Origin of the sequence: Mesorhizobium sp. M0802, from assembly GCF_040320115.1 — a bacterium.
Taxonomy (GTDB): domain Bacteria; phylum Pseudomonadota; class Alphaproteobacteria; order Rhizobiales; family Rhizobiaceae; genus Mesorhizobium.
Genome location: NZ_JAMYOY010000001.1, coordinates 22,025 through 42,470, shown reverse-complemented (window position 1 = coordinate 42,470; position 20,446 = coordinate 22,025). Strand labels below are relative to the sequence as shown.

At 61.9% G+C, this 20,446-nt stretch carries 21 protein-coding genes, 1 tRNA gene and 2 pseudogenes; 14 read left to right on the top strand and 10 right to left on the bottom strand.

Translation table 11 applies throughout. The features are described from left to right. Positions 1-31 precede the first annotated feature (31 nt). On the top strand, positions 32-649 hold the full coding sequence (locus NKI10_RS00200; RefSeq protein ID WP_023817388.1) for a hypothetical protein: 618 nt from the start codon (positions 32-34) through the stop codon (positions 647-649). Here the strand turns inward: NKI10_RS00200 and NKI10_RS00195 are convergent, their stop codons facing one another. After that, complete coding sequence (locus NKI10_RS00195) at positions 650-1,576, bottom strand: metallophosphoesterase family protein (RefSeq protein WP_023683636.1); 927 nt, start codon at positions 1,574-1,576, stop codon at positions 650-652. A 71-nt stretch (positions 1,577-1,647) separates the two neighbouring features. Here NKI10_RS00195 and NKI10_RS00190 point away from each other — a divergent pair, with 71 nt between their 5' ends. Beyond that, positions 1,648-2,148, top strand: coding sequence for an NUDIX domain-containing protein (locus NKI10_RS00190; protein WP_031195394.1), 501 nt, complete (start codon positions 1,648-1,650; stop codon positions 2,146-2,148). A gap of 16 nt (positions 2,149-2,164) precedes the next feature. Here the strand turns inward: NKI10_RS00190 and NKI10_RS00185 are convergent, their stop codons facing one another. Next, positions 2,165-3,151 (bottom strand): glutathione S-transferase family protein, encoded by a 987-nt coding sequence (locus tag NKI10_RS00185; RefSeq protein ID WP_352857916.1) that lies wholly within the window; start codon positions 3,149-3,151, stop codon positions 2,165-2,167. Positions 3,152-3,422: 271 nt separating this feature from the next. On the opposite strand from NKI10_RS00185, the gene NKI10_RS00180 reads away from it, so the two are divergent. The 6 genes and pseudogenes from NKI10_RS00180 to NKI10_RS00155 form a co-directional block, all read left to right on the top strand. After that, positions 3,423-3,959, top strand: coding sequence for a GNAT family N-acetyltransferase (locus tag NKI10_RS00180; RefSeq protein ID WP_023669955.1), 537 nt, complete (start codon positions 3,423-3,425; stop codon positions 3,957-3,959). Positions 3,960-4,065: 106 nt separating this feature from the next. Further along, positions 4,066-4,828: pseudogene (locus NKI10_RS00175) on the top strand (3-hydroxyacyl-CoA dehydrogenase). A 6-nt stretch (positions 4,829-4,834) separates the two neighbouring features. After that, positions 4,835-6,001: a CaiB/BaiF CoA transferase family protein gene (locus NKI10_RS00170; protein WP_352521379.1), complete on the top strand. Its 1,167-nt coding sequence runs from the start codon at positions 4,835-4,837 to the stop codon at positions 5,999-6,001. Between the two features lie 35 nt (positions 6,002-6,036). Then, positions 6,037-6,807: a HugZ family pyridoxamine 5'-phosphate oxidase gene (locus NKI10_RS00165; RefSeq protein ID WP_352857913.1), complete on the top strand. Its 771-nt coding sequence runs from the start codon at positions 6,037-6,039 to the stop codon at positions 6,805-6,807. A 153-nt stretch (positions 6,808-6,960) separates the two neighbouring features. Further along, a complete protein-coding gene (locus NKI10_RS00160) occupies positions 6,961-7,299 on the top strand; it encodes an ArsR/SmtB family transcription factor (RefSeq protein WP_023669951.1) in 339 nt (112 codons plus the stop codon). 71 nt (positions 7,300-7,370) lie between these two features. Then, a pseudogene (locus NKI10_RS00155) lies at positions 7,371-8,156 on the top strand (TrmH family RNA methyltransferase); the annotation flags it as partial. Between the two features lie 46 nt (positions 8,157-8,202). Here the strand turns inward: NKI10_RS00155 and NKI10_RS00150 are convergent. Continuing rightward, positions 8,203-9,363 (bottom strand): coiled-coil domain-containing protein, encoded by a 1,161-nt coding sequence (locus NKI10_RS00150; RefSeq protein WP_352857910.1) that lies wholly within the window; start codon positions 9,361-9,363, stop codon positions 8,203-8,205. Between the two features lie 155 nt (positions 9,364-9,518). Further along, on the bottom strand, positions 9,519-10,055 hold the full coding sequence (locus tag NKI10_RS00145; RefSeq protein ID WP_245259859.1) for a DUF1134 domain-containing protein: 537 nt from the start codon (positions 10,053-10,055) through the stop codon (positions 9,519-9,521). A 390-nt stretch (positions 10,056-10,445) separates the two neighbouring features. Here NKI10_RS00145 and chpT point away from each other — a divergent pair, with 390 nt between their 5' ends. After that, positions 10,446-11,075, top strand: coding sequence for a histidine phosphotransferase ChpT (gene chpT, locus NKI10_RS00140; RefSeq protein ID WP_023669947.1), 630 nt, complete (start codon positions 10,446-10,448; stop codon positions 11,073-11,075). A 244-nt stretch (positions 11,076-11,319) separates the two neighbouring features. Further along, positions 11,320-11,688 carry a response regulator transcription factor gene (locus NKI10_RS00135; RefSeq protein ID WP_023669946.1) on the top strand — a complete coding sequence of 123 codons (369 nt, stop codon included), beginning with the start codon at positions 11,320-11,322 and terminating at the stop codon, positions 11,686-11,688. Between the two features lie 85 nt (positions 11,689-11,773). Here the strand turns inward: NKI10_RS00135 and ctrA are convergent, their stop codons facing one another. After that, positions 11,774-12,469 carry a response regulator transcription factor CtrA gene (ctrA, locus tag NKI10_RS00130; protein WP_006203583.1) on the bottom strand — a complete coding sequence of 232 codons (696 nt, stop codon included), beginning with the start codon at positions 12,467-12,469 and terminating at the stop codon, positions 11,774-11,776. Positions 12,470-12,918: 449 nt separating this feature from the next. Between ctrA and NKI10_RS00125 the strand changes: the two genes are divergently transcribed. After that, complete coding sequence (locus tag NKI10_RS00125) at positions 12,919-13,296, top strand: flagellar export protein FliJ (RefSeq protein ID WP_023669945.1); 378 nt, start codon at positions 12,919-12,921, stop codon at positions 13,294-13,296. A 108-nt stretch (positions 13,297-13,404) separates the two neighbouring features. Here the strand turns inward: NKI10_RS00125 and NKI10_RS00120 are convergent, their stop codons facing one another. Next, entirely contained in the window at positions 13,405-13,806 is a 402-nt protein-coding gene (locus tag NKI10_RS00120; RefSeq protein ID WP_023669944.1) for a winged helix-turn-helix transcriptional regulator, read from the bottom strand. A gap of 92 nt (positions 13,807-13,898) precedes the next feature. Between NKI10_RS00120 and NKI10_RS00115 the strand changes: the two genes are divergently transcribed. Further along, on the top strand, positions 13,899-14,828 hold the full coding sequence (locus tag NKI10_RS00115) for an NADP-dependent oxidoreductase (protein ID WP_352857907.1): 930 nt from the start codon (positions 13,899-13,901) through the stop codon (positions 14,826-14,828). Between the two features lie 64 nt (positions 14,829-14,892). Here the strand turns inward: NKI10_RS00115 and sciP are convergent, their stop codons facing one another. Then, positions 14,893-15,168: a CtrA inhibitor SciP gene (gene sciP, locus NKI10_RS00110; RefSeq protein ID WP_013529904.1), complete on the bottom strand. Its 276-nt coding sequence runs from the start codon at positions 15,166-15,168 to the stop codon at positions 14,893-14,895. A 257-nt stretch (positions 15,169-15,425) separates the two neighbouring features. Here sciP and mnmA point away from each other — a divergent pair, with 257 nt between their 5' ends. Further along, the gene (gene mnmA, locus NKI10_RS00105; RefSeq protein ID WP_023683624.1) at positions 15,426-16,616 is read left to right on the top strand and encodes a tRNA 2-thiouridine(34) synthase MnmA; all 1,191 of its coding nucleotides are present in this window, start codon (positions 15,426-15,428) and stop codon (positions 16,614-16,616) included. Positions 16,617-16,680: 64 nt separating this feature from the next. On the opposite strand, the gene NKI10_RS00100 is transcribed toward mnmA, so the two are convergent. Then, positions 16,681-17,640 carry a Gfo/Idh/MocA family protein gene (locus NKI10_RS00100; protein ID WP_023683623.1) on the bottom strand — a complete coding sequence of 320 codons (960 nt, stop codon included), beginning with the start codon at positions 17,638-17,640 and terminating at the stop codon, positions 16,681-16,683. 235 nt (positions 17,641-17,875) lie between these two features. Between NKI10_RS00100 and NKI10_RS00095 the strand changes: the two genes are divergently transcribed. Continuing rightward, a tRNA-Met gene (locus tag NKI10_RS00095) sits at positions 17,876-17,952 on the top strand. Between the two features lie 309 nt (positions 17,953-18,261). Here NKI10_RS00095 and NKI10_RS00090 read toward each other — a convergent pair. Together NKI10_RS00090 and NKI10_RS00085 are read right to left on the bottom strand one after the other, a co-directional pair. After that, entirely contained in the window at positions 18,262-19,416 is a 1,155-nt protein-coding gene (locus NKI10_RS00090) for a GNAT family N-acetyltransferase (protein ID WP_352857904.1), read from the bottom strand. Continuing rightward, positions 19,413-20,405, bottom strand: coding sequence for a sterol desaturase family protein (locus NKI10_RS00085; protein ID WP_352857901.1), 993 nt, complete (start codon positions 20,403-20,405; stop codon positions 19,413-19,415). Before NKI10_RS00085 ends, NKI10_RS00090 begins: the two co-directional genes overlap by 4 nt. Positions 20,406-20,446: the final 41 nt, after the last annotated feature.

Genomic DNA, 20,446 nt, shown 5'->3' with positions numbered 1-20,446 from the left:
CGCAATTAACCATATCAGCGAGGCGACGCCGATGAAGGACACTGGCGAAAACATCACCCCCATCGACACCTCCCGCAAACTGTCCGACGCCGTTCGCGATGTGAAAAATGCCTTCGCCGATCGCGACGATGTCGTGGTCGACATGCGCGAGGCGCACCGGATGCGGCTTGATCTGCTCGCCGCCGAGCTCGCCCCGGTCTTTGCCGACGTGCCCGCCGACATGGACAATTTCGACTTCGTCATCTCCTCCGGCCTGCAGCCCCGCCTGTGGATCGACGCCGTCAGCCATGTCGCCATGGGGCGCGACCGCCGCACCTACCGCTTTCTCAGGGATACCCGCATCGGCCGCGTCGTGCTCGCCGAATCGACCGATATGAAACCGGTCGCCGATCAGGTCACGCGCTATGTGGCGGAGCGTATCGTCGAGCGCCAGCGCATGATGGAGGGCGGTGTCGAGCCGGCCGTCGCCGACCTGAAACGCGCCGCCGTGCCGGAAGCTGAGCCGCCCTTGCAAGCAGCCGTGCCCCGCAGGGGCTGGTCGACGTTCCTTTCCGGTCTCGGCTTGGTCGCCGCCGGCGCGCTTGTTGGCCTGGCGGTGGCGGCCGCGCTGTTTTGGGATCGCCTGATGGCGATGAAGATCAGCTTCTGATCAACGATCTGGAGGCCTCGGTGTCTGCGCGCCGAGTTCAATGACCTGCAGGTCCGATGGCGGCAAGGCCGGCCCGGTCAGGCCGCGCCGCGTCAGGCGAATCAGCCAATTGCCCTTCTCCCCGTCAATATCGAGCAGATTGTACTGTGCCGCCGGGTTCTTGCTGCCTGGCGACTGCCCGGCGGCGGCGACGCCGACGACCGGAATCCTGGCGCCGCGCCCGCCGATGAAGAACAGCGACGGCAGATGCGAATGGCCGTGCAGCACGAGTTCGGCGCCATGCCTATGAACGGTCTTGTGGAAGCGGGAGATGCCGAACAGGCGCTTTTGCTGGGCGACGGCGCCGCGCACCGGCGGATGATGGATCATGATCACCCGCAACAGGCCGCGTTTGTTCGTTGCGTCGAGCACTGTCGCCAGCCTTTGCGCCTGACCTTCGAGGAAGAAGCCATTGGCCATGAACGGCGCCGTAGCGCGCGCCGTCGAAACGCCGATCAGCGCGACATTGCCGCGTACGCGCAGATAGGGAAAAGCGTTGCGGTCGATCGGCGCAGTCACGCCGTCGCCGCTCATCCACGCCGCCCAGGAGCGGCAGACCTTGTCGAAGGCGCCCGGCACATAGGCGTCGTGGTTGCCCGGCACCACCGAGACATCCTCCGGCGAACCCAGCGTCTCAAGCCAGTGCTTGGCCATCTCGATCTCGCCGTCGAGCGCCAGATTGACCAGATCGCCGGTAACGGTGAGGTGGTCGGGTGTGCTCGCCTTCATGTCGGCGACGATGGTGTCGATGACGGCATCGTGCATATGGCGGCGGCGGTTGCGCTGCCAGTTGACGTAGCCGACGACGCGCTTGGACGCGAGTTCGCGATAGGTTACACCGGGAAGCGGCCCCAGATGGACATCGGAAATATGCGCGAGCCTGAACATCCTTCCTTCATAGGCGACGCGCTCCCCGCTTTCCACTCACTGTTTCCTGCCCATCCACGGTTTCGCTAGTCATGGCTATATCGGACCCGGAGCAGGCGTTTCGCCAGACCGGCTGGGCAGGCCTCAGGGCAAGGCTGTTCCATCTCTATTTCCTTCTGCGGCGGCCGATGACGCTGGGCGTGCGCGGCCTGATCCACGATCGCGCCTCGAACACTGTCTTCCTCATCCGCCACACCTACGTTCCCGGCTGGCAATTGCCGGGCGGGGGCGTCGAAGTCGGCGAGACGCTCGGTGAGGCGCTGGTGCGCGAACTGGCCGAGGAAGGCAACATCGCGCTGACAGCCCAGCCGGTGCTGAAATCGATGCATTTCAACCGCCGCTCCAGCCGCCGCGACCATGTCGGCCTCTATCTCATCGAAACCTTCAACCAGACCGCGCCGAAACTGCCGGACCACGAGATCGCCGAAGCAGGCTTCTTTCCGCTCGACCGCTTGCCGCATGGCACGACGCCGGCGACGCTGCGGCGGCTTGCCGAGGTTTTTGAAGGCGAGCCGGTATCGCCGTACTGGTAGGCTGTCAATCCGATGCTCACGCCGCCTGCCTGAACCGCGCCCGGTCGTGCGGCGCGCCATAGTCGAGCCCAGGCCCGACCGGCACGATGCGCGTCGGGTTGATGCTCTCGTGGCTGCCGTAATAGTGCATTTTGATGTGGTGCAGGTTCACCGTGCCGGCGATACCGGGCACCTGGTAGAGGTCGCGCAGATAGTTCGAAAGGTTCGGATAGTCGGCGATGCGGCGCAGATTGCATTTGAAATGGCCGACATAGACCGGGTCGAAACGCACCAGCGTGGTGAACAGCCGCCAATCGGCCTCGGTGACACGCTCGCCAGTGAGATAGCGCTGTTTTGACAGTCGGCCCTCCAGCGTGTCGAGCGCCGCGAACAGCTCGCCGAACGCCTCTTCATAGGCCGCTTGCGTGGTGGCGAAGCCGGCGCGGTAGACGCCGTTGTTGACGGCGGGAAAGACCAGCGCATTGACCTTGTCGATCTCGCCGCGCAGGCTTGGCGGATAGGAATCGAGAGCGGCATCGCCCCACTCGTCGAAGGCCGAATTGAGCATGCGGATGATTTCGGCGGATTCGTTGGAGACGATGGTCTCTTCCTTCTTGTCCCACAGCACCGGCACCGAAACCCGGCCCGAATAGGCTGGATCGGCCTTGGTGTAGATTTGGTGCAGGAAGTCGAGGCCGTAGAGCGTGTCGCCGGTGGCGCCATCCTCGGCCAAAAACGTCCAGCCCTCAGCACCGAGGAAATGATGCACGACTGAAACCGGGATGATGTCTTCTAGCTTCTTCAGCGCGCGAAAGATCAGCGTGCGGTGCGCCCACGGACAGGCGAGCGAGACATAAAGATGGTAGCGTCCGGGCTCGGCCTTGAAGCCGCGCGTACGACCTTGCGCCGGCGCGCCGTCGCGCGTGATCCAGTCACGCCACTGCGTCTCGGCGCGGATGAACCTGCCGCTGCTATCGACATTGGCCGGACGGTCCTGCCATTTGCCTTCGACCAGCAATCCCATACGAAATCTCCTTGCGTGCCTTGGCCAATGTAGTCGCAAGGCGGCAATGCCGAAGCCGTCATCTGCTGAACAGAGCGTCACTCGTATGAAACGCCGGATGAAAACAGCCGATTGCAGCCGCCGGAAATTGATGCTAGCGGACACTCCGCATGTTCGATCTTGGCTTGATCCGGTTTGACCGACGACGAAAGGGCGCCCGCGCTTAGAAAGCGCTGACTGGCGAACGCTGCCGCTTGCAGCAACCTTTCCTCTTTATCGGACCGCGAAGACCATGAGCCTTGCCGACGTGAAATACCTGCCGGAAACTCCGGCGCATGATCCCGAAATCGAAGCCATCAACGACGAAGCCTTTGGCCCCGGCCGTTTCGTGCTGGCCGCCTACAAGATCCGCGAGACCGGCGGCCACGAGCGCTCGCTATCCTTTGTCGCCATGGATGGCGACATTGTCATTGCTTCGGTGCGCATGACCCGCATCGCCGCCGGCGCCGGACGCGCGCTGATGCTCGGGCCGCTCGCCGTGCGGCCCGCCTTCAAGAATCTCGGTATCGGCCGCCGGCTCGTGGCGATCGCGCTGGAGGCGGCCGCCAAGGCCGGCGCGCCGGCGGTGATCCTTGTCGGCGACGAGCCTTATTACGGCCCGCTCGGCTTCAGAAAGATCCCCCGCGGCCAGATCTCCATGCCGCGCCCGGTCGACCTCGACCGGCTGCTGTCGCACGAGATCGTGCCCGGTGCCGTGGCGCGGCTCTCCGGCGAGGTCGGCCATGCCAGCCTTGCCAGGATCGCGGAGCAGGCACCAGTGATGGCCTGAGCTCCAGGATCGGTCGCGGCACCGGTCGCGATGGATCCCCATTGGTCAGGTTGCACCATGGCGGCGACCTCCGTAGCATGACCCGGAACAGCACGGAGCATGCAGCATGAACCCGAACGGCCAGATTGCGATCGTAACCGGCGGCGGCTCCGGCCTCGGCGAGGCAACCGCCCGCGCGCTGGCCGACAAGGGCGCGCGCGTCGCCATTTTCGATATCGGCATCGACCGGGCATCGAAGGTGGCGGGCGACATTGGCGGCGCCGCCATCCAGTGCGATGTGAGCAGCGCCGACAGCGGTGCGGCCGCGGTCGCCGAGGTGGAAAAGAGACTTGGGCCAGCGCGCATCCTGGTCAATTGCGCGGGCATTGCCATCGGCGTGAAGACGATCGGCAAGGATGGTCCACATCCGCTCGACCAGTACCGCAAGGTGATCGAGATCAATTTGATCGGCACCTTCAACATGATCCGCCTCGTCGCCGACCGTGCCGCCAAACTCGAACCGCTGCAGGGCGGCGAGCGCGGCGTCATCGTCAACACCGCGTCGGTGGCCGCTTATGATGGCCAGATCGGCCAGGCCGCCTATGCCGCATCCAAGGGCGGCGTCGTCGGCATGACGCTGCCGGTTGCCCGCGACCTGGCGCGCTCCGGCATTCGCGTCTGCACCATCGCGCCCGGCATCTTCAAGACGCCAATGATGGCCGGCATGCCGCAGGAGGGTGCAGGATTCGCTCGGCGCGGCCGTGCCCTTCCCGTCCCGCCTCGGCGAGCCGTCCGAATATGCCGCGCTCGCCCTGCATATCGTCGAAAACCAGATGCTGAACGGCGAAACCATCCGCCTCGATGGGGCAATCCGCATGGCGCCGAAATAGACGGCCATGGCGGCCGGCGCAGTGAAGACCGGTCCGCTGGCCGGCCTGAAAGTCATCGAGATGGCTGGGCTCGGCCCGGTGCCTCTGGCCGGGCTGATGCTGTCGGAGATGGGCGCCGAGGTGCTGCGCATCGAGCGCACCGGTTCGGACCAACCCCTGCTGCCGCTCTCCGATGCGTACAATCTCGACCGTCACGGCCGCTCCATCCTGCGCGTCGACCTCAAGCAGGCCAAAGGAACGGAACTGCTGCTGCGCCTTGCCGAAAAGGCCGATCTGTTTGTCGAAGGCTTTCGCCCCGGTGTGATGGAGAGGCTTGGTCTCGGCCCGGATGCTGCATTGGCGCGCAATCCGGCGCTGATTTACGGCCGCATGACCGGCTTCGGCCAGGACGGGCCGCTCGCAGGTCGCGCCGGCCACGACATCACCTACCTCGCCTATTCCGGTGTGTTGCATGCCATCGGTCGGGAGGAAGGCCGGCCGGTGCCGCCGCTGAATCTGATCGCCGACAATGGCGGCGGCGCCATGATGCTGATCGCCGGGGTGCTTGCAGCGCTGTTCGAGCGCTCGCGCTCCGGCAAAGGCCAGGTGATCGACGCGGCGATGGTCGAGGGCGCTTCGATGCTGGCGGCCCCCATACACGCCTTCATGTCGGCAGGTCTGTGGAGCGACCGGCGCGGCGCCAACCTGCTCGATTCCGGTGCGCCCTTCTACGACACCTATGAGACGGCGGACGCACGCCACGTTGCGGTCGGCTGCCTTGAGCCGCGCTTCTTCGCCGCATTCGCAAGGCTGCTGCCGCTCGGCGAGGATTTTGTCCGCGGCCAATACGACAAGGCGTTGTGGCCGGACATGCGCGCGGCCATTGCCGACCGGTTCCGGCAGAAGACACGCGACGGCTGGGACGCGCTGTTTGCCGCAAGCGATGCCTGCGTGGCGCCGGTTCTGTCGCTGGCCGAAGCCAGGGATCATCCGCACAACCGGGCGCGTCACGCATTTGTGAAAGCCGGTGCGCTCGAGCGGCCCGCACCCGCGCCACGCTTCTCGACCTCGCAGCCGGCGCTTGCCGGCATGCCTGAAGATGACGATCAGCGACCTCAGACCGTGCTGGCGCGCTTCGGCTTTTCGACAGCCGAGATCAAAGCGCTTGTCAAAGCCGGCATGATTGGCCAATAACTGGATTTAGAAAATCAACTTACCTGGTGGGCATTTTGGACCAGCCGAAGAAGGACGTCATTCGCGCGACGGACGCCGAGGCGATCAGGCTGGCCGCAACGCTGATCCGCAGCGCCCGTTTCGGCGCCCTCGCGGTGATCGAGCCTTCGACCGGCGCACCGCTGGCCTCCAGGGTCGGAGTCGCCACCGACATCGATGGCACGCCTCTGATCCTTGTCTCGGCGCTGTCAGCCCATACCGGCGCCATCCTTGCCGAGCCGCGCTGCTCGCTGCTTGTCGGCGAACCCGGCAAGGGCGATCCGCTGGCGCATCCCAGGATAACGCTGGTCTGCCGGGCGCAGCCGCTGGAACGCGGGTCGAGCGCGCATGCCCGCGCCGAGCGGCGCTATCTCAACCGCAATCCCAAGGCAAAGCTCTATGCCGGGCTCGGCGATTTCTCGATCTTTCGCCTCGAGCCGGAGCGCGCCAGCCTGAATGGCGGCTTCGGTAAGGCCTACCTGCTCGACCGTGCCGATCTCATCACCGAGGGGTTGATCGTCGATGAGCTGGCCGCCAGCGAACAATCCGCTCTCGACCACATGAATGCCGACCATCTCGACGCCATCGCCGTCTATGCCCATCATTTCGCCAGGGTTGAAGGTGATGGTTGGACCATGACCGGCTTCGATGCCGATGGCATGGACCTGGCATCGGGCGACACCGTTTGCAGGGTCTATTTTCCGCAGCCATTGAAGACCGCGCGCGACCTGCGGCCGGTTCTGGTCGACATGGCCAAAGCCGGTCGTGCGCCAGCTACGCAAGGATAATCGTCATGAATCAAAAGCACGTCTTGAGATTTGGGCGAAATGATCTACGATTCAGGTGACGCTGAATCAGCAGCGTGATCCATAGCTGAATTATAGCAGCCAACGCTATTTGCCCCCATAGCGTTTGGATGAGCAGGAAAACATGGGGCATCGATGGTCTCGACCAAACTAATCGCCAATGCCGAATCGGCGGCGACATTTCTGACCCTTATGGGCAACGAAAAGCGGCTCTTGATCATGAGCTATCTGGCCGACGGTGAAATGTCGGTCGGCGCCATCGCCGAAAAGGTGATGCTCAGCCAGTCTGCTTTGTCGCAACATCTGGCCAAGCTCAGGGCGCTCGATCTTGTCGAGACCCGCCGCGACCGGCAGATGATCTACTATTCCTGCAAGTCCGAAGCCGTGCGCGAACTGTTGCGCATGCTGGACGGCATTTTCGGGATAGGCGACTTGTCCCAAATGGCAACGCGTCTGCGCCGCGCCGGGACTTGACCTGCAGGGCCTGACTGGCGGCTCCGATCGCTCCTTACGTCGCTGACGATTTTTCGCCGGCCGAGGTATTGATGGATCCGATCCAGATCGACGACGCGCGCGATCCGCGGGTCGCCGCCTATCTCGACATCCGCGAGCGCGATCTCACCGGCCGCCATGGCCGGTTCGTTGCCGAAGGCAAGGTGGTGCTGGACGTCCTGCTGTCAGCCGGACGCTTTGCTGCGGAGTCGGTCCTAGTCCTCGAAAACCGGCTGGCCGGGCTCGACGACATCCTGCGCAAGGCCCATGCCGACCTGCCGGTCTACGTTGCGGCAAGCGCCGTCATGGACAGGATCGCCGGCTTCCACATGCATCGCGGTATATTGGCGATCGGCAGCAAGGGCACGCCACAGCCCGCCGAGGCCTTGCTCGACACCTTGCCTGCCGAAGCGTTGATCGTCGTTCTCATCGGCATCGCCAACCATGACAATATCGGATCGATCTTCCGCAATGCCGCCGCCTTCGGCGCCGATGCCGTCTTCGTCGACGCCACCTGTTGCGACCCACTGTATCGCAAGGCGATCCGCGTCTCCGTCGGCGCCGCGTTGAAGGTGCCCTTTGCGTCCTTCGGCGACACTGAAGCTTTCATCGCGAAGCTCGGCGAGTTGGGCTTCGGCCAGGTCGCTTTGTCGCCGCGTGGTGAGGCTGACATTCGCGATGCCGCGCGACCGAAACGACTGGCGCTCTATCTCGGCACCGAAGGCGAGGGCCTCCCGGAGAGGCTGCTTGCCCGCCTGCGGACGGTGCGGATCGCGATGTCGGGAGGGTTCGACAGCCTGAATGTTGCTGCCGCGTCAGCCATTGCGCTGCACCATTTTCGCCCTGATAGGCGTAGTCAGGCAATTCCAAGCCGGGGCTTGAAACTCAGCTCGGCAAATCTGCCTTCTGCAACGCCCGCACGCGATCGGCCAGGCTGGTGGTTCCTGACCGCGTTTCCTGCGGCGCCGCCAGCGCCTTGGCGATCGGTGAATCAGGTCCTTCGAGCTTGGCCGTCAAATGGACGACCTCAGCCGCCAGATTGTTCATCTGTTCGCGCAAGGCAGAACCGGCATCATTGCCATTGCCGGGGCCATTCCCGGGCTTCGCGGATCCAGAACCGCCAAGCTCCGCCTTCATCCGCTTGTTTTCGCGGGCCAGCGTCGTCAGCCTGGCTTCGAGCCGCTCTCGGTCGCCTTCGAGCTTGGCGAGCGTCTTGTCCATGTCCTCGTTCCTGGCGCGGGCACTGTCTTGCGCACCAACCAGGCCAGCAGCCGCGGCGCCTCCCGCAGCCTCGCCCTTCACCCGTTCGCGAAGCCGGGCCAGTTCCTTTTCGCGGCGATCGAGCTTGTCCTCGCGATCGGCAAGCGTGGCGAGCAGGCGCTCGAGCTTTCTGTCGAGGTCGGCGGTTCTTTTCTTTTCGGCCTTCAAGGCATCGCGCGTGGCCTTGGCCTCGGTGACGACTTCCTGATGGCGCCTGTCGGCCTCCTTGCGCTGGCCGCGCAGCACTGAAATGTCGTTGGCAAGTTTTTCCAGCTCGGATTCGCGAGCCACCAGTTCGATCTGACGATTGCTGGAGGAGAAGGACGCGTCGTCGTACATATGCTCGAGCTTTTCCAGCTCGAGCGCGCGCTTTTCCATCGTGCGCTCTGTTTGTGCAAGCCTGTCAGACAGCTGTTGTATCTGCCGCTCGCGATGCAGGAGCAATTCGTTTTTTTCCCCGAGCTCCGAAAGCGCCTGCTTCTTGTCCTTGCGCTCGACCGCCAGGCCCTTCAGCGCCTCGCGGCAGCGATTGATTTCGACGAGTTGCTCATTCGCCTGCTCACGCAGCGTCTTGATGCTGATTTCGAGCCGGCGCGTCGTCATGGCGAACTCGGCCCGCAAGCTGTCCTTATCGGCCTGGATCTCGGCCAGCGTTCGCGGCACCGACGCCTCGACACGCTTGCGTGTCAGCACAACCGCCCGCCGCCAGATGGCCGGCGCGACCAGCAGCGCCAGAAAGCCTGCGCACAGAAAGCCGAGGGCGAAGAACAGGATCGACTGAACCAAGGTGACTACCCGTTACGGGCGGGCCGCTATCCGGCAACCGCCAAGTCTGGACTTTGCCATGTTCGCATGACGCAAATCCAGCGCTGCGGCAAGGGTTTGCCGCAGCTGCACCGGGTCAGAATCTGTTGATCGGGTCGAAGTGTGGTCGGAATCGCTCAGAAGGGATTCCAGGTCGGCCTCTGCGTCAGCTTCAGATAGCCGAGATTGACGCCAAGCCGCGCGCCGACGCCGGTGCGGATCGGCACCAGCAGCACCCTGTTGTTCTGCAGCACGTTGAAGCCGACGCCGGCCACGACATAGGCCGAACCGGCAACGCCGCCGAACCGATTGTAGAGATTGCTGACGTCGTCGAGGTTATAGACGAGCATCATCACCCGCGATCCCTCGCCGCCGAAATCCCAACCGAGCGAAGGCCCTTGCCAGAACACCTTATGGTCGCCGGCATTCTTGGTGTAGAGCGTACCTTCGCCATAGGTCAGGCCCCCGATCAGCGCGCCGGATCCCTCTTCGCCGAGCAGATAGCCATTGGGCAGGCCGTAGGAGGCAAAAATCTTCTCGACGACGGTTGCGAGACCGCCCGACGTCGCGCCGAAGAACTTGTGACCGGAATCGACGATCTCCTGAGCGGTGTATTCCTGTGCCCGCGACGCAGAGGTTGAGAATGCGAGAGCGCCCATCAGGGCAATCGCCATGAAGAAGACGCGGACAAACGTCCGGTCGTAGAATCGGGAAACCATGCTTCCAATCTCCGTCAGGGAGCACTTTCGCCGACGCCTCGCACCCCGTCCGGCTCTTTAGGCGACCGTTAAGGATGACTGTTACGGGCAAACTATGCCGTAATCCTTTTTCAACCATTAACCTCCCACATGAACATGGCGGTTCGAAGGCTGTTTCTGACTGTCTGCACGGGCTCCCATCCTGTGCAAAGATGCCGTTTTTCTCACAAGAATTGTGGATTGTTGCTGCACGCTCGGGCGCTGTGTATTCAGAATGCCTGGGGGAGAGAGCGTGATTCGGGTGGTGAGCGTGGCTGTCGGCCGCGCGGCCACCAGGATGTGAATTTTAGCAGGGATTTTTCGCCGATGGCTGAGCTTTTCTCTCTCTCCGCACCCGATCTCGCAGCCTTGTTGTGCAGCCGAGTCTGCCACGACATCATTTCGCCGGTCGGCGCCATCAACAACGGCCTTGAACTCCTGGACGAGGGCGGCGCCGACGAAGACGCCATGAAACTGATCCGGCAGAGCGCCAGAAACGCTTCGGCCCGCCTGCAATTCGCCCGCATCGCCTTCGGTGCCGCCGGTTCGGCGGGCATGATGATCGACACCGGCGATGCCGAGTCCGTCGCCATCGCCTTCCTGAAGAACGAGAAGCCGGAATTGATCTGGAACGGGGTTCGCGCCCTGCTGCCCAAGAACAAGGTCAAGCTGCTGCTCAATTTGCTGCTCGTCGCCAATGCCGCCATCCCGCGCGGTGGCAGATTGGTGGTCACGCTGGAAAACCTCGACACCGAGCCGCGCTTTGCGCTTGCCGCAAGCGGCCCAATGCTGCGCGTGCCGCCGAAATTCCTCGAGCTCCATTCCGGCAACAAGCCCGAGGAGCCTATCGACGCCCATACCGTCCAGCCCTACTACACGCTGCTGCTGGCGCGTGAGGCCAACATGACGATCTCGATTCATGCGACCGCCGAAGAGATCGTGCTGTCCGCGGCTTGAGCGAAGCCGTTCGGCAGGACGTCCGAGCATCAAGAACAATCAAGTATCTTTTCCCGCTGATATTTGCGGCAATTCAGAACAGGAAAGTTTCATTGCCGGCAATGCCCCTGCCGAATGGGGCTGCAGACGACATGTTTGTAAAAACTTTACCTAACGGCTTTTCTGCTTCTTTACCAGATCGGCCTAGTGTGCATCCCGATACCCGGATGCCGCCGGTTCGCCCCATGGCAAAGAGGACCCGGAAATGAAGCGCTGCATGTTTGTCGACGATTCGAGCGTCATCAGAAAGGTTGCAAAACGGATTCTTGGCGGCTCCGACATGGTGGTGATCGAAGCGGCAACTGGACTTGATGCTGTTGAGATGTGCGCTGCCGAGATGCCTGATGTGATTGTCGTCGACGGCGCCCTGCCGGACATGCAAGCGGTCGACGTCATTCGCCAGGTTCGCGCCATGGAGAGCACGATCAAACCGCAGATTCTGATCTCGCTGGTCGAGGTCGATGTTGCCTCGATCATGAAGGCAAAGCGCGCCGGCGCCCAGGGTTATCTGTTGAAGCCGTTCAACCGGCCGCAACTGCTCGAACGTTTTCGTACCTTGAAGGTTGCCGCCTGATTCGGCTCGTTTTCGGCAAAAAAGGACAGCAAAAAACCCGGCCTGAGCCGGGTTTTTTGCATTGATTCAATTGGATGATGTTCGCTCAGGCGCTGACGCGGATGTCTTCCGGCTCGCGCAGCACATAGCCGCGACCCCAGACCGTCTCGATGTAGTTCTGGCCACCGGATGCTGCGTCGAGCTTCTTGCGCAGCTTGCAAATGAAAACGTCGATGATCTTCAGTTCCGGTTCGTCCATGCCGCCATAAAGGTGGTTGAGGAACATTTCCTTGGTCAGCGTGGTGCCCTTGCGCAGCGAGAGCAACTCCAGCATCTGGTATTCCTTGCCGGTCAGATGCACGCGCTGGCCGCCGACTTCGACGGTCTTGGCGTCGAGATTGACCACCAGGTCGCCGGTGGTGATGACCGACTGGGCATGGCCCTTGGAACGGCGCACGATGGCATGAATGCGGGCGACCAGTTCGTCCTTGTGGAACGGCTTGGTCATATAGTCGTCGGCGCCGAAGCCCAGGCCGCGCACCTTGTCCTCTATACCGGCCATGCCGGACAGGATCAGGATCGGCGTCTTCACCTTGGACAGGCGAAGTGTCCGCAAGACTTCGTAGCCGGACATATCGGGAAGGTTGAGGTCGAGAAGAATGATATCGTAATCATAAAGTTTACCGAGATCGACACCTTCTTCGCCGAGGTCGGTCGTGTAAACATTAAAACTTTCAGATTTGAGCATCAGCTCGATGCTCTGAGCGGTTGCACTGTCGTCTTCTATCAGCAGAACGCGCATTTCATTCCCCTTTTCTGCCGCCGGACCATGTCACGACCCATCCGGGACCGGAGCAGTGATTGCCTGAACAGAGGCTGCCATCGAATGGTTAACAAAACCTAATTCCGCACCAAGGACGGTACCAGATTTTTTAACCCCTTTCTACACCCTCTTGAATCTAATGATGAATCACAGAACCAAATCGCTAATGCAACACATTAATAAGTCGGACTAAGTGACTCAAGGGACTCGCTGGCCGGCTTCCGTATCGGGAGCCGGAATTTTTACCCGGCCTTAAGTCCTCGCCCTTATGATTAACAATGCGCGTAAACGAATGGTTACCGCCGGCAAAAAACTTTAGGGATTTGTTTCCCATAGTTCGGGGAATGCCGGTGGATACGGGCGGCGCCAGGCCCTGGCGGGCGGATTGGACGATATGTGCAGGTGTGCGTTTCCGGGAGTACCGAATCATGAAGTCACGTGAAAACCTCGTTCGGCTGAAGCAATTTCAGGTGAATGAGAAGCGGCGGCAGCTGCTGCAGCTCGACATGATGATCGCCGAGTTCGAGCGCATGGCCGTTGAACTGGAGCTTCAGATCACCGCCGAGGAGAAGAAGGCCGGCATCACCGACATCAATCATTTTGCCTATCCGACCTTCGCCAAGGCGGCGCGTCTGCGCCGTGATAACCTCAGAAACTCTCAAAGCGACCTCGCCCAGCAGCGAAGCGCTGCCGAATCATTACTCGGCGAAGCTGAAGCGGAGCTTTCCAAGGCCGAGATGCTGGAATCGCGCGACACCAAGATCCGCGACGCGGAACTCGGCGGTCGCAGCGCCATGATCGGCTGACGGCAGGGTTTTAACCCGACCGGCGCCGCCTGACGCCGCGCTTTGCTTTGCGTGTAGCGCGCCAAAAGGCTCCGGCGCTGCTGACCTGGCCGCAAGGCGGCCGCAGCTTCAGGCCCGTGTCAAATCCCCGTCCTGGTTCGCCGCCGCCCTCGCCCGCGCTTGCTTGATGTCAGGCACATGCTCTTCCGACCAGGAGCGTATCTGGGTGAGCAGCCCCGCCAGGTTCTGGCCAAGTTCGGTCAATTCATATTCGACCCGCGGCGGGATCACCGGAAAGATTTCGCGCCGCACCAGCCCGTCGCGCTCGAGGACGCGCAGGGTCTGCGTCAGCATTTTGGGTGTGATGCCTTCGAGCTTACGCGCCAGTTCCCCATTGCGCATCCGGCCACGGCGCAGCGCACAAACCGTCAGATAGACCCATTTGCTGGCCAGCATCTCGAGCACGGCGTGCGAAGGACACGTCCGCTGGAAGGCGTCATAGCCGGAGCCGCAATCATTATCACTATCCATGAGGTGCCTATATATGGAAAAGGTACATACTGGACAAGGGAATGTTACTATCGAAATGATAGCGGCTCAGAAAACCCCAGCAGGAGCCTCCCATGCGTGCCGTTATCCAGAATTCCGTCGGCGGGCCCGACGTCCTCGTCATCGCCGATCGCCCCGCGCCCTCGCCCAAGTCAGGCGAAGTGCTCGTGCGCGTGCATGCCGCCGGCATCAATCCGGTCGATTGCTCGGTGCGCGCCGGTTACTATCCTTTGCTGGGCGAACCACCCTTCACTTTGGGCTGGGATATTTCAGGCACGGTCGAGGCGGTAGGCCCAGGCGTCGATGGCGGCCTCAAGGTCGGTGACGCCGTGTTCGGCATGCCGCATTTTCCCAAGCAGGCCGCGGCCTATGCGGAGCTCGCTGTCACCCCGGCCGATGAAATCGCACCGAAGCCGCAAGGCATTGACCACAATCATGCCGGCGCGCTGCCGCTGGCCGGTCTGACCGCCTGGGAAGGCCTTGTCCGCCATGGCGGCCTGAAGCGCGGCCAGCGCGTGTTGATCCATGCTGCGGCCGGCGGCGTCGGGCATCTGGCGGTGCAGATCGCCAAGGCGCACGGCGCTTATGTCATCGCCACCGCCAGCCCGAAGAAACTCGATTTCGTCCGCTCGCTCGGCGCCGATGAAGTGGTCGACTACACCAAGCGAGATTTCACCGCCGAGGTCAGCGACGTCGACCTGGTGCTGGAGCCGATGGGCGGCGACCATGCCGACCAATCGCTGACAGTCCTGAAGGACGGTGGGGTCCTGGTGTCGCTGCTCAATGTCCACGACACCACCCGAGCCAAGGCTGCTGCGCGTGGGATCCGCGTCGAGCGCATGTCCGTCGTGCCCGACCGTGAAGGCCTCGTCGAACTTGGCAAACTGGTCGATGCGGGAAAGCTTGCGGTCCATGTGGCAAAGAGCTTTCCGCTCGAACAGGCGGGCGCCGCGCACGCTTTTCTCGCCACCAGGCCGATCGGCAAGGTGGTGCTGACGGTCTGAAGCAGGCATTGCCGACAGGCAAAAGGGCGCGGTTACCGCGCCCTTTTCTATTGTGGTCCTGGCTCTAGTGCCGGTATTGCTGGATGCGCGTCGTGCGCAGCCCGGCAAGGCCGTATTCGTCGATCGACGCTTGCCAGGACAGGAATTCCTCGGTGGTCAGCTTGTAGCGCTGGCATGCCTCGTCGAGGCTCAAAAGCCCGCCGCGCACCGCAGCAACCACTTCCGCCTTGCGCCGGATAACCCAGCGACGTGTATTCGTCGGCGGAAGATCGGCAATCGTAAGAGGGCTGCCGTCAGGCCCAATAACATATTTGACTCGCGGTCTAACAAGATCGGTCATCGTACTCTCTACTAAAAACTCAAAGACCCAATCCCCACCACATTACCGCCACAGCTTTAAAAATTGCCTAAGCGAACCCTAATGAGTAGGTAAGGATCATGAACGCCGCGTTAGTCTTTTCGTCGGCATTTGAGGCAACGGCGGGCAGGCGCGCAATTTTCCCGCAAAATCGGCACCGCCGCAAAGCTGGCGCCGCTGGTGTGGTTGACCTATATTCGCGCCACTGCCATTGAAGCGCCGCGCAGAACGAAAGAACCATGAACAGCCTCGACCTTCCCGCCAGCCCGCAAAACACCCGCATCGTCGTCGCCATGTCGGGCGGTGTGGATTCGTCTGTCGTTGCCGGCCTTTTGAAGCGCGAAGGCTATGATGTCGTCGGCGTCACGCTGCAGCTCTACGACCATGGCGCCGCAACGCACCGGGCCGGGTCGTGCTGCGCCGGCCAGGACATTGACGATGCCCGCCGCGTTTCCGAGACACTGGGCATTCCGCATTACGTGCTCGACTATGAGGAGCGCTTCCGTAAGGCGGTCATCGACCCGTTTGCCGAAAGCTACGTCGCCGGCGAAACGCCCATTCCGTGCGTCTCTTGCAATCAGACGGTGAAGTTCGCCGACCTTTTGGCCACCGCCAAGGACCTTGGCGCCGATGCGCTCGCCACCGGCCACTATATCCGCTCCGGGGCCAATGGCGCCCACCGCGCGCTATTCCGGCCCGTCGATGCCGACCGCGACCAGAGCTATTTCCTGTTTGCCACCACGCAGGCGCAGATCGACTATCTGCGCTTTCCGCTGGGTGGGCTGTCCAAGCCTGCGGTGCGGGCCATCGCCGAAGAAATGGGGCTGACCGTTGCCGCCAAGCAGGACAGTCAGGACATCTGCTTCGTGCCGCAGGGCAAATATTCCGACATCATCGCCAAGCTGAAGCCAGCTGCCGCCAACCCAGGCGACATCGTCCATATCGACGGCCGCGTGCTCGGTCGCCATGACGGCATCCTGCGCTATACGATCGGCCAGCGCCGCGGCATCGGCATCGCCTCGGGCGAGCCGCTTTACGTCGTCCATCTCGACGCCGACCGGGCCCGTGTCATCGTCGGCCCGCGCGAGGCGCTGGAGACCCACAAGATCTATCTGCGCAACATGAACTGGCTGGGCGATCGCGCGCTGTCCGACATTCCGGCCGCCGGCATGGAGCTGTTCGCCAAGGTCCGCTCGACGCGGCCGCCGCGCCCGGCCGTGCTGCATCACCGCGCCGGCAGCACCTTTGTCGAACTGGTCGACGGCGAGTCCGGCATCGCGCCCGGACAGGCCTGCGTGCTCTATTCCGACGACGGCAACGAAGCCCGCGTCTTCGGCGGCGGCTTCATCGAGCGCTCCGAGCGCGGCGCCGAGGCCGAAGCCATGCTCAGCCGGCTCGCAGCCAGGCCGGCGCAGATTCCCGCAGAGTAAACACTACTCTCTCTGAGACAGTTTTAGTTTCGATCTGCCTTAAAAGCAGAGTTTCGAAACGGTCTCAGGACTTTGTGTGCGTGACTGTACCCGCCGTCAGGATGCGCAGCACCCTGATGGCTTCCTCGCCGCTGGTGCGCGGCTCGGCCCGCGTCTCGATACACTGGATAAAGTGCTCGAGCTCGCGCGTCAGCGGCATCCCCTGGCCGACCGCGACATAGGACGGCTCGTTGGTGGTGAAGGCCCACTGGCCGCTGTCCTGCCACACCGCGTGGCGGTAGACGGCCAGCTTGCGCTCCCAGGGCTCGACATCGTCGAACACCGCCATTGCCTTGGTGCCGACCACGGTCAGCCGCCGCTCGCGGTAGGGATTGAGCCGCGAGGTGAAGAGATGGCTGCGCAGCCCGTTGGGAAAACGCATGTGCAGATGCGCGAAATCGCTGAGATTGTCGAGGAGTGCCGCCCCCTCGCCCCTGACCTCGATCGGCTCGGTGCCGGTGATGGCCAGGATCATCGACAAATCGTGCGGCGCCAGATCCCACAGTGCGTCGTTCTCGGTGTGGAATTTGCCGAGGCCGAGCCGGTGCGAGTGGATGTAGCGGACCTCGCCGAGCTCGCCATTGTCGATCAGCGCCTTCAGCGTCTCGAAGGCGGGATGGAAGCGCAAGACATGGCCGACCATGAATACGCGGCCATTGTCCTTGGCTGCTTGCACGGCGCGCTCGGCGTCGGGCACGGTCAACGCAATCGGCTTTTCCACCAGCACGTCCTTGCCGGCCTCAGCGGCGCGCACGGCAAGATCGGCATGGAATTGCGGCGGCAGCGCCATGACGATGGCGTCGATATCGTCACGCACGAACAGCTGGTCGGGCTCGATCGCCAGGCAGTCCTGCTCGCTGGCAAAGCCTTCGGCCCGCGCCCGATTGGCATCGGAAACCGCATGCAGCGCGCCGAGCGCCTTGAGGGTGCGGATGTGGTTGCTGCCCCAGTATCCGCAACCGAGGACTGCAATGCGCGGCTTCATCAGCTTCAAACTCTAATTTCTTGGCCGAGACATAGCGGCGTGCCCCGTCGAACTCAACCCCGGTGGCTTACCGGAGATGCCAGCCCGGCAAAGCTTTTACCGGCGACAATATGCCGGCGCCCCTCGCGCATCGATGCTTGACAGGCTCGCCCTCCCAACCTTATATCCGCGCGACCTTGGCGAACGCCTCGAAATGCCTTTCGATTTAAGGCGATTTCGGGCCTTTCGCCGCCCTGGCGGGGTAGCTCAGTTGGTTAGAGCACGGGAATCATAATCCTGGGGTCGGGGGTTCAAGTCCCTCTCCCGCTACCAGCCTACCTAAGGTGTTGAAATCATAGTGGAAACGCGGACCTATGGTAGCGCCCTGTCCGAAAAATCTTCAATGATTTCAGGACCTAGCCTGCTACCCTTGTGACGCCAACGAACCTGTTGCGACGCTTCGCAGACAACAAACTGCGCCTCGAGAAACGTGATTTGCGAGAATTGGCTGAAGTCTCCACCTGAGGACCCCATTCGGTCCCGACTCCGAGGCGTAATCGACGCGGATTTTCGAATGGCGCGCCCATGTGGCACGCCAAGCCCTCAACGCTCGGCGGCTTATGCCCGAGTTATCCAGCTAAATTAAGCAGTCTCATCGGGCGGGCGCTCTGGATTCGCCGACGCCAATCCGCGTGAGCGTACGCGGATCGTCTGACAGATACGATCAGCGAGAGAAGCGAGCGCGCCCTGCACAGTGCGTGCCCCAAGAACGGATTGGAGGGTAACGGCCTGTGTTGCAAACCTATGTTTGAAGGCCTCTCCGCCACAGAGGAAATCGACCAATCCCAAGCCGTGATCAAACGACCACTGTATATACTCCGTAATCAGGACCGCACCCGGCGACGCTCGGCTAAAATCAGGGTCGTAGGTGGTAACGAATGCCATCATGACGTTGTGCTGGACGATGTTGATGGAAACCGCGACCATCGCACCATTGCATTCAAGTACGAAAATGCGCAGCACACCGGCGCGTGACAGCGCGTCGACCAGAGCGGCAAGAGCCGGCTCGCCCTCTTCGAAAAGGTCGGATTCACGCGTGTGCTTTTCCAGCCATCTGCGCTTCAGCGCCGATAGTCGCTCCAGCAATGGCTGCAGCGGCTCGTCGGCCGACAGGAGGCGGAATTTCACTTCGCCTGTTTCTTCCAGTATCTTGATGCCGCGCCGATAGTTCTGGCGCATCTTTTTCGGCTGGTCCGCCAGCCACGCTGCTCTGCTGGCCCACTGTCCAGCGACGCGATAACTGACTTCCTCCCGGTGATTGGCGCGAAGCTTGACGCCGCTGGAAGAGGCCGGTGTAAAAATCCTGCGGGCTGCCGCATCCGGAGACAGACGATTGATAAAAGCAAGATCGAAGCCACCTGCCGAACAGATCCGGTTCCAGAGGTTCTGGAGGGCCGATAGGGAGCATTCCGGCGCGACAAGAATATCACCATAGTCCGTATAGCTATTGGCGGCCCATTCGAGGAGCCGAAGTCCTTTTCGTCTGCCGATCGCCAGGGGAATGACAGCGACCAGCCTGTCATCGCTCCATACCAGGCCGATCCGCAGCGAGCGCCGGTCGCGGTCACGCACGGTGCTCCACCATGCCGAAACCCAGGCATGGCTCTGAAAGATCAGTGCATGGGTACGATGCCATAGGTCTACCCATTCGGCTTCGATGGCGGCCAGGCGATCCGTCGAACTGACGATTTCCAGTCGCTCCGCACCAACAGCGTCAATCGAAGCCATTTTGTTCATGGTTGGAGACGGTCCTGCGGCCGCGCGACATCGATGCGCTTTTGAAAAAGTCGCATGATATGGTTTGCCATTTTCTTGAGCGGCAGCACGTAAAGTCCGAAAAGCGACTGATAGTCGCGTACGTCGCGATCTATCAGTCCAAACTTGAGGTCTTCGTCCGGATCCGGGATGAACTGCGTTCCGAATATGCGATCCCAGAATGAAAAAAGCAGCCCGAAATTCTTGTCGTAGTGGCGAGGGTCGACGCTGTGATGCACCTGGTGCCAGTGCGGACACAAGATGACGCCGTTCAATCGGCCGAAGGAAATCTTCAGATGCGTGTGGCGAACAAAGTCCATCATGAGAATGTTGCGAATGACATAGACGTTGATGCCAAATATGGCGATCTCGGCCGGATTAAGCGCAATCAGGCTCCACAAGCCGAAACTGATCCCCGGTATGACGCCGTCCCAGATCCGGTTCATCAAATCGTCCAGGGGGTGAACCCGGTCCTTGGTGATCCCAACCATCACTTCGGCCGAATGATGCACCTTGTGCAATTCCCACAGGAACGGAAAACGGTGCTGGGCAACGTGATAGAGGTAGTAGGAGATATCGTAAGCAACGAGCATGGTTACGGTGAAGAGGATGATCGTCACTGGACCGGCGGGGCCGGGTATCAGCGGTTGCGAGATGCTGAAGAGCCAGCCGACTGCCTGGTTTGTTGCATATCCCGTGGCGGCAACGAAGGTGACACCGGCGGGAATGAGCAGGAAGGGCATCACCAGCCTTTTCGTGATCCAGAACAATGCGTCCGCTCGCGCGGATGGGTGCATGATGACTTCCGCGGGAAAGGCGAAGTCGAAAAAGTCCCGGAAGGATTTCTGTTCGACCGTTCGCCAGTAGGCGACCACCGCGCTCCCCAGCGCCGTGAGCAACAGGAGACCGAGTGTCAGCAGATTGATGTGTGAGAGTTTTTCCACGATCACTCTGGCGAATTCCGAAAACATCGATGCAGTGGCTCCTAGGTGGTGAAATGGCGATCCGGCTC

Excerpts from the sequence above, each read along its gene's own strand:
- NKI10_RS00200 (WP_023817388.1), top strand. The coding sequence starts at position 32 with ATGAAGGACACTGGCGAAAACATCACCCCCATCGACACCTCCCGCAAA.
- NKI10_RS00195 (WP_023683636.1), bottom strand. The coding sequence starts at position 1,576 with ATGTTCAGGCTCGCGCATATTTCCGATGTCCATCTGGGGCCGCTTCCC.
- NKI10_RS00190 (WP_031195394.1), top strand. The coding sequence starts at position 1,648 with ATGGCTATATCGGACCCGGAGCAGGCGTTTCGCCAGACCGGCTGGGCA.
- NKI10_RS00185 (WP_352857916.1), bottom strand. The coding sequence starts at position 3,151 with ATGGGATTGCTGGTCGAAGGCAAATGGCAGGACCGTCCGGCCAATGTC.
- NKI10_RS00180 (WP_023669955.1), top strand. The coding sequence starts at position 3,423 with ATGAGCCTTGCCGACGTGAAATACCTGCCGGAAACTCCGGCGCATGAT.
- NKI10_RS00170 (WP_352521379.1), top strand. The coding sequence starts at position 4,835 with ATGGCGGCCGGCGCAGTGAAGACCGGTCCGCTGGCCGGCCTGAAAGTC.
- NKI10_RS00160 (WP_023669951.1), top strand. The coding sequence starts at position 6,961 with ATGGTCTCGACCAAACTAATCGCCAATGCCGAATCGGCGGCGACATTT.
- NKI10_RS00145 (WP_245259859.1), bottom strand. The coding sequence starts at position 10,055 with ATGGCGATTGCCCTGATGGGCGCTCTCGCATTCTCAACCTCTGCGTCG.
- chpT (WP_023669947.1), top strand. The coding sequence starts at position 10,446 with ATGGCTGAGCTTTTCTCTCTCTCCGCACCCGATCTCGCAGCCTTGTTG.
- NKI10_RS00135 (WP_023669946.1), top strand. The coding sequence starts at position 11,320 with ATGAAGCGCTGCATGTTTGTCGACGATTCGAGCGTCATCAGAAAGGTT.
- ctrA (WP_006203583.1), bottom strand. The coding sequence starts at position 12,469 with ATGCGCGTTCTGCTGATAGAAGACGACAGTGCAACCGCTCAGAGCATC.
- NKI10_RS00125 (WP_023669945.1), top strand. The coding sequence starts at position 12,919 with ATGAAGTCACGTGAAAACCTCGTTCGGCTGAAGCAATTTCAGGTGAAT.
- NKI10_RS00120 (WP_023669944.1), bottom strand. The coding sequence starts at position 13,806 with ATGGATAGTGATAATGATTGCGGCTCCGGCTATGACGCCTTCCAGCGG.
- NKI10_RS00115 (WP_352857907.1), top strand. The coding sequence starts at position 13,899 with ATGCGTGCCGTTATCCAGAATTCCGTCGGCGGGCCCGACGTCCTCGTC.
- sciP (WP_013529904.1), bottom strand. The coding sequence starts at position 15,168 with ATGACCGATCTTGTTAGACCGCGAGTCAAATATGTTATTGGGCCTGAC.
- mnmA (WP_023683624.1), top strand. The coding sequence starts at position 15,426 with ATGAACAGCCTCGACCTTCCCGCCAGCCCGCAAAACACCCGCATCGTC.
- NKI10_RS00100 (WP_023683623.1), bottom strand. The coding sequence starts at position 17,640 with ATGAAGCCGCGCATTGCAGTCCTCGGTTGCGGATACTGGGGCAGCAAC.
- NKI10_RS00090 (WP_352857904.1), bottom strand. The coding sequence starts at position 19,416 with ATGAACAAAATGGCTTCGATTGACGCTGTTGGTGCGGAGCGACTGGAA.
- NKI10_RS00085 (WP_352857901.1), bottom strand. The coding sequence starts at position 20,405 with ATGTTTTCGGAATTCGCCAGAGTGATCGTGGAAAAACTCTCACACATC.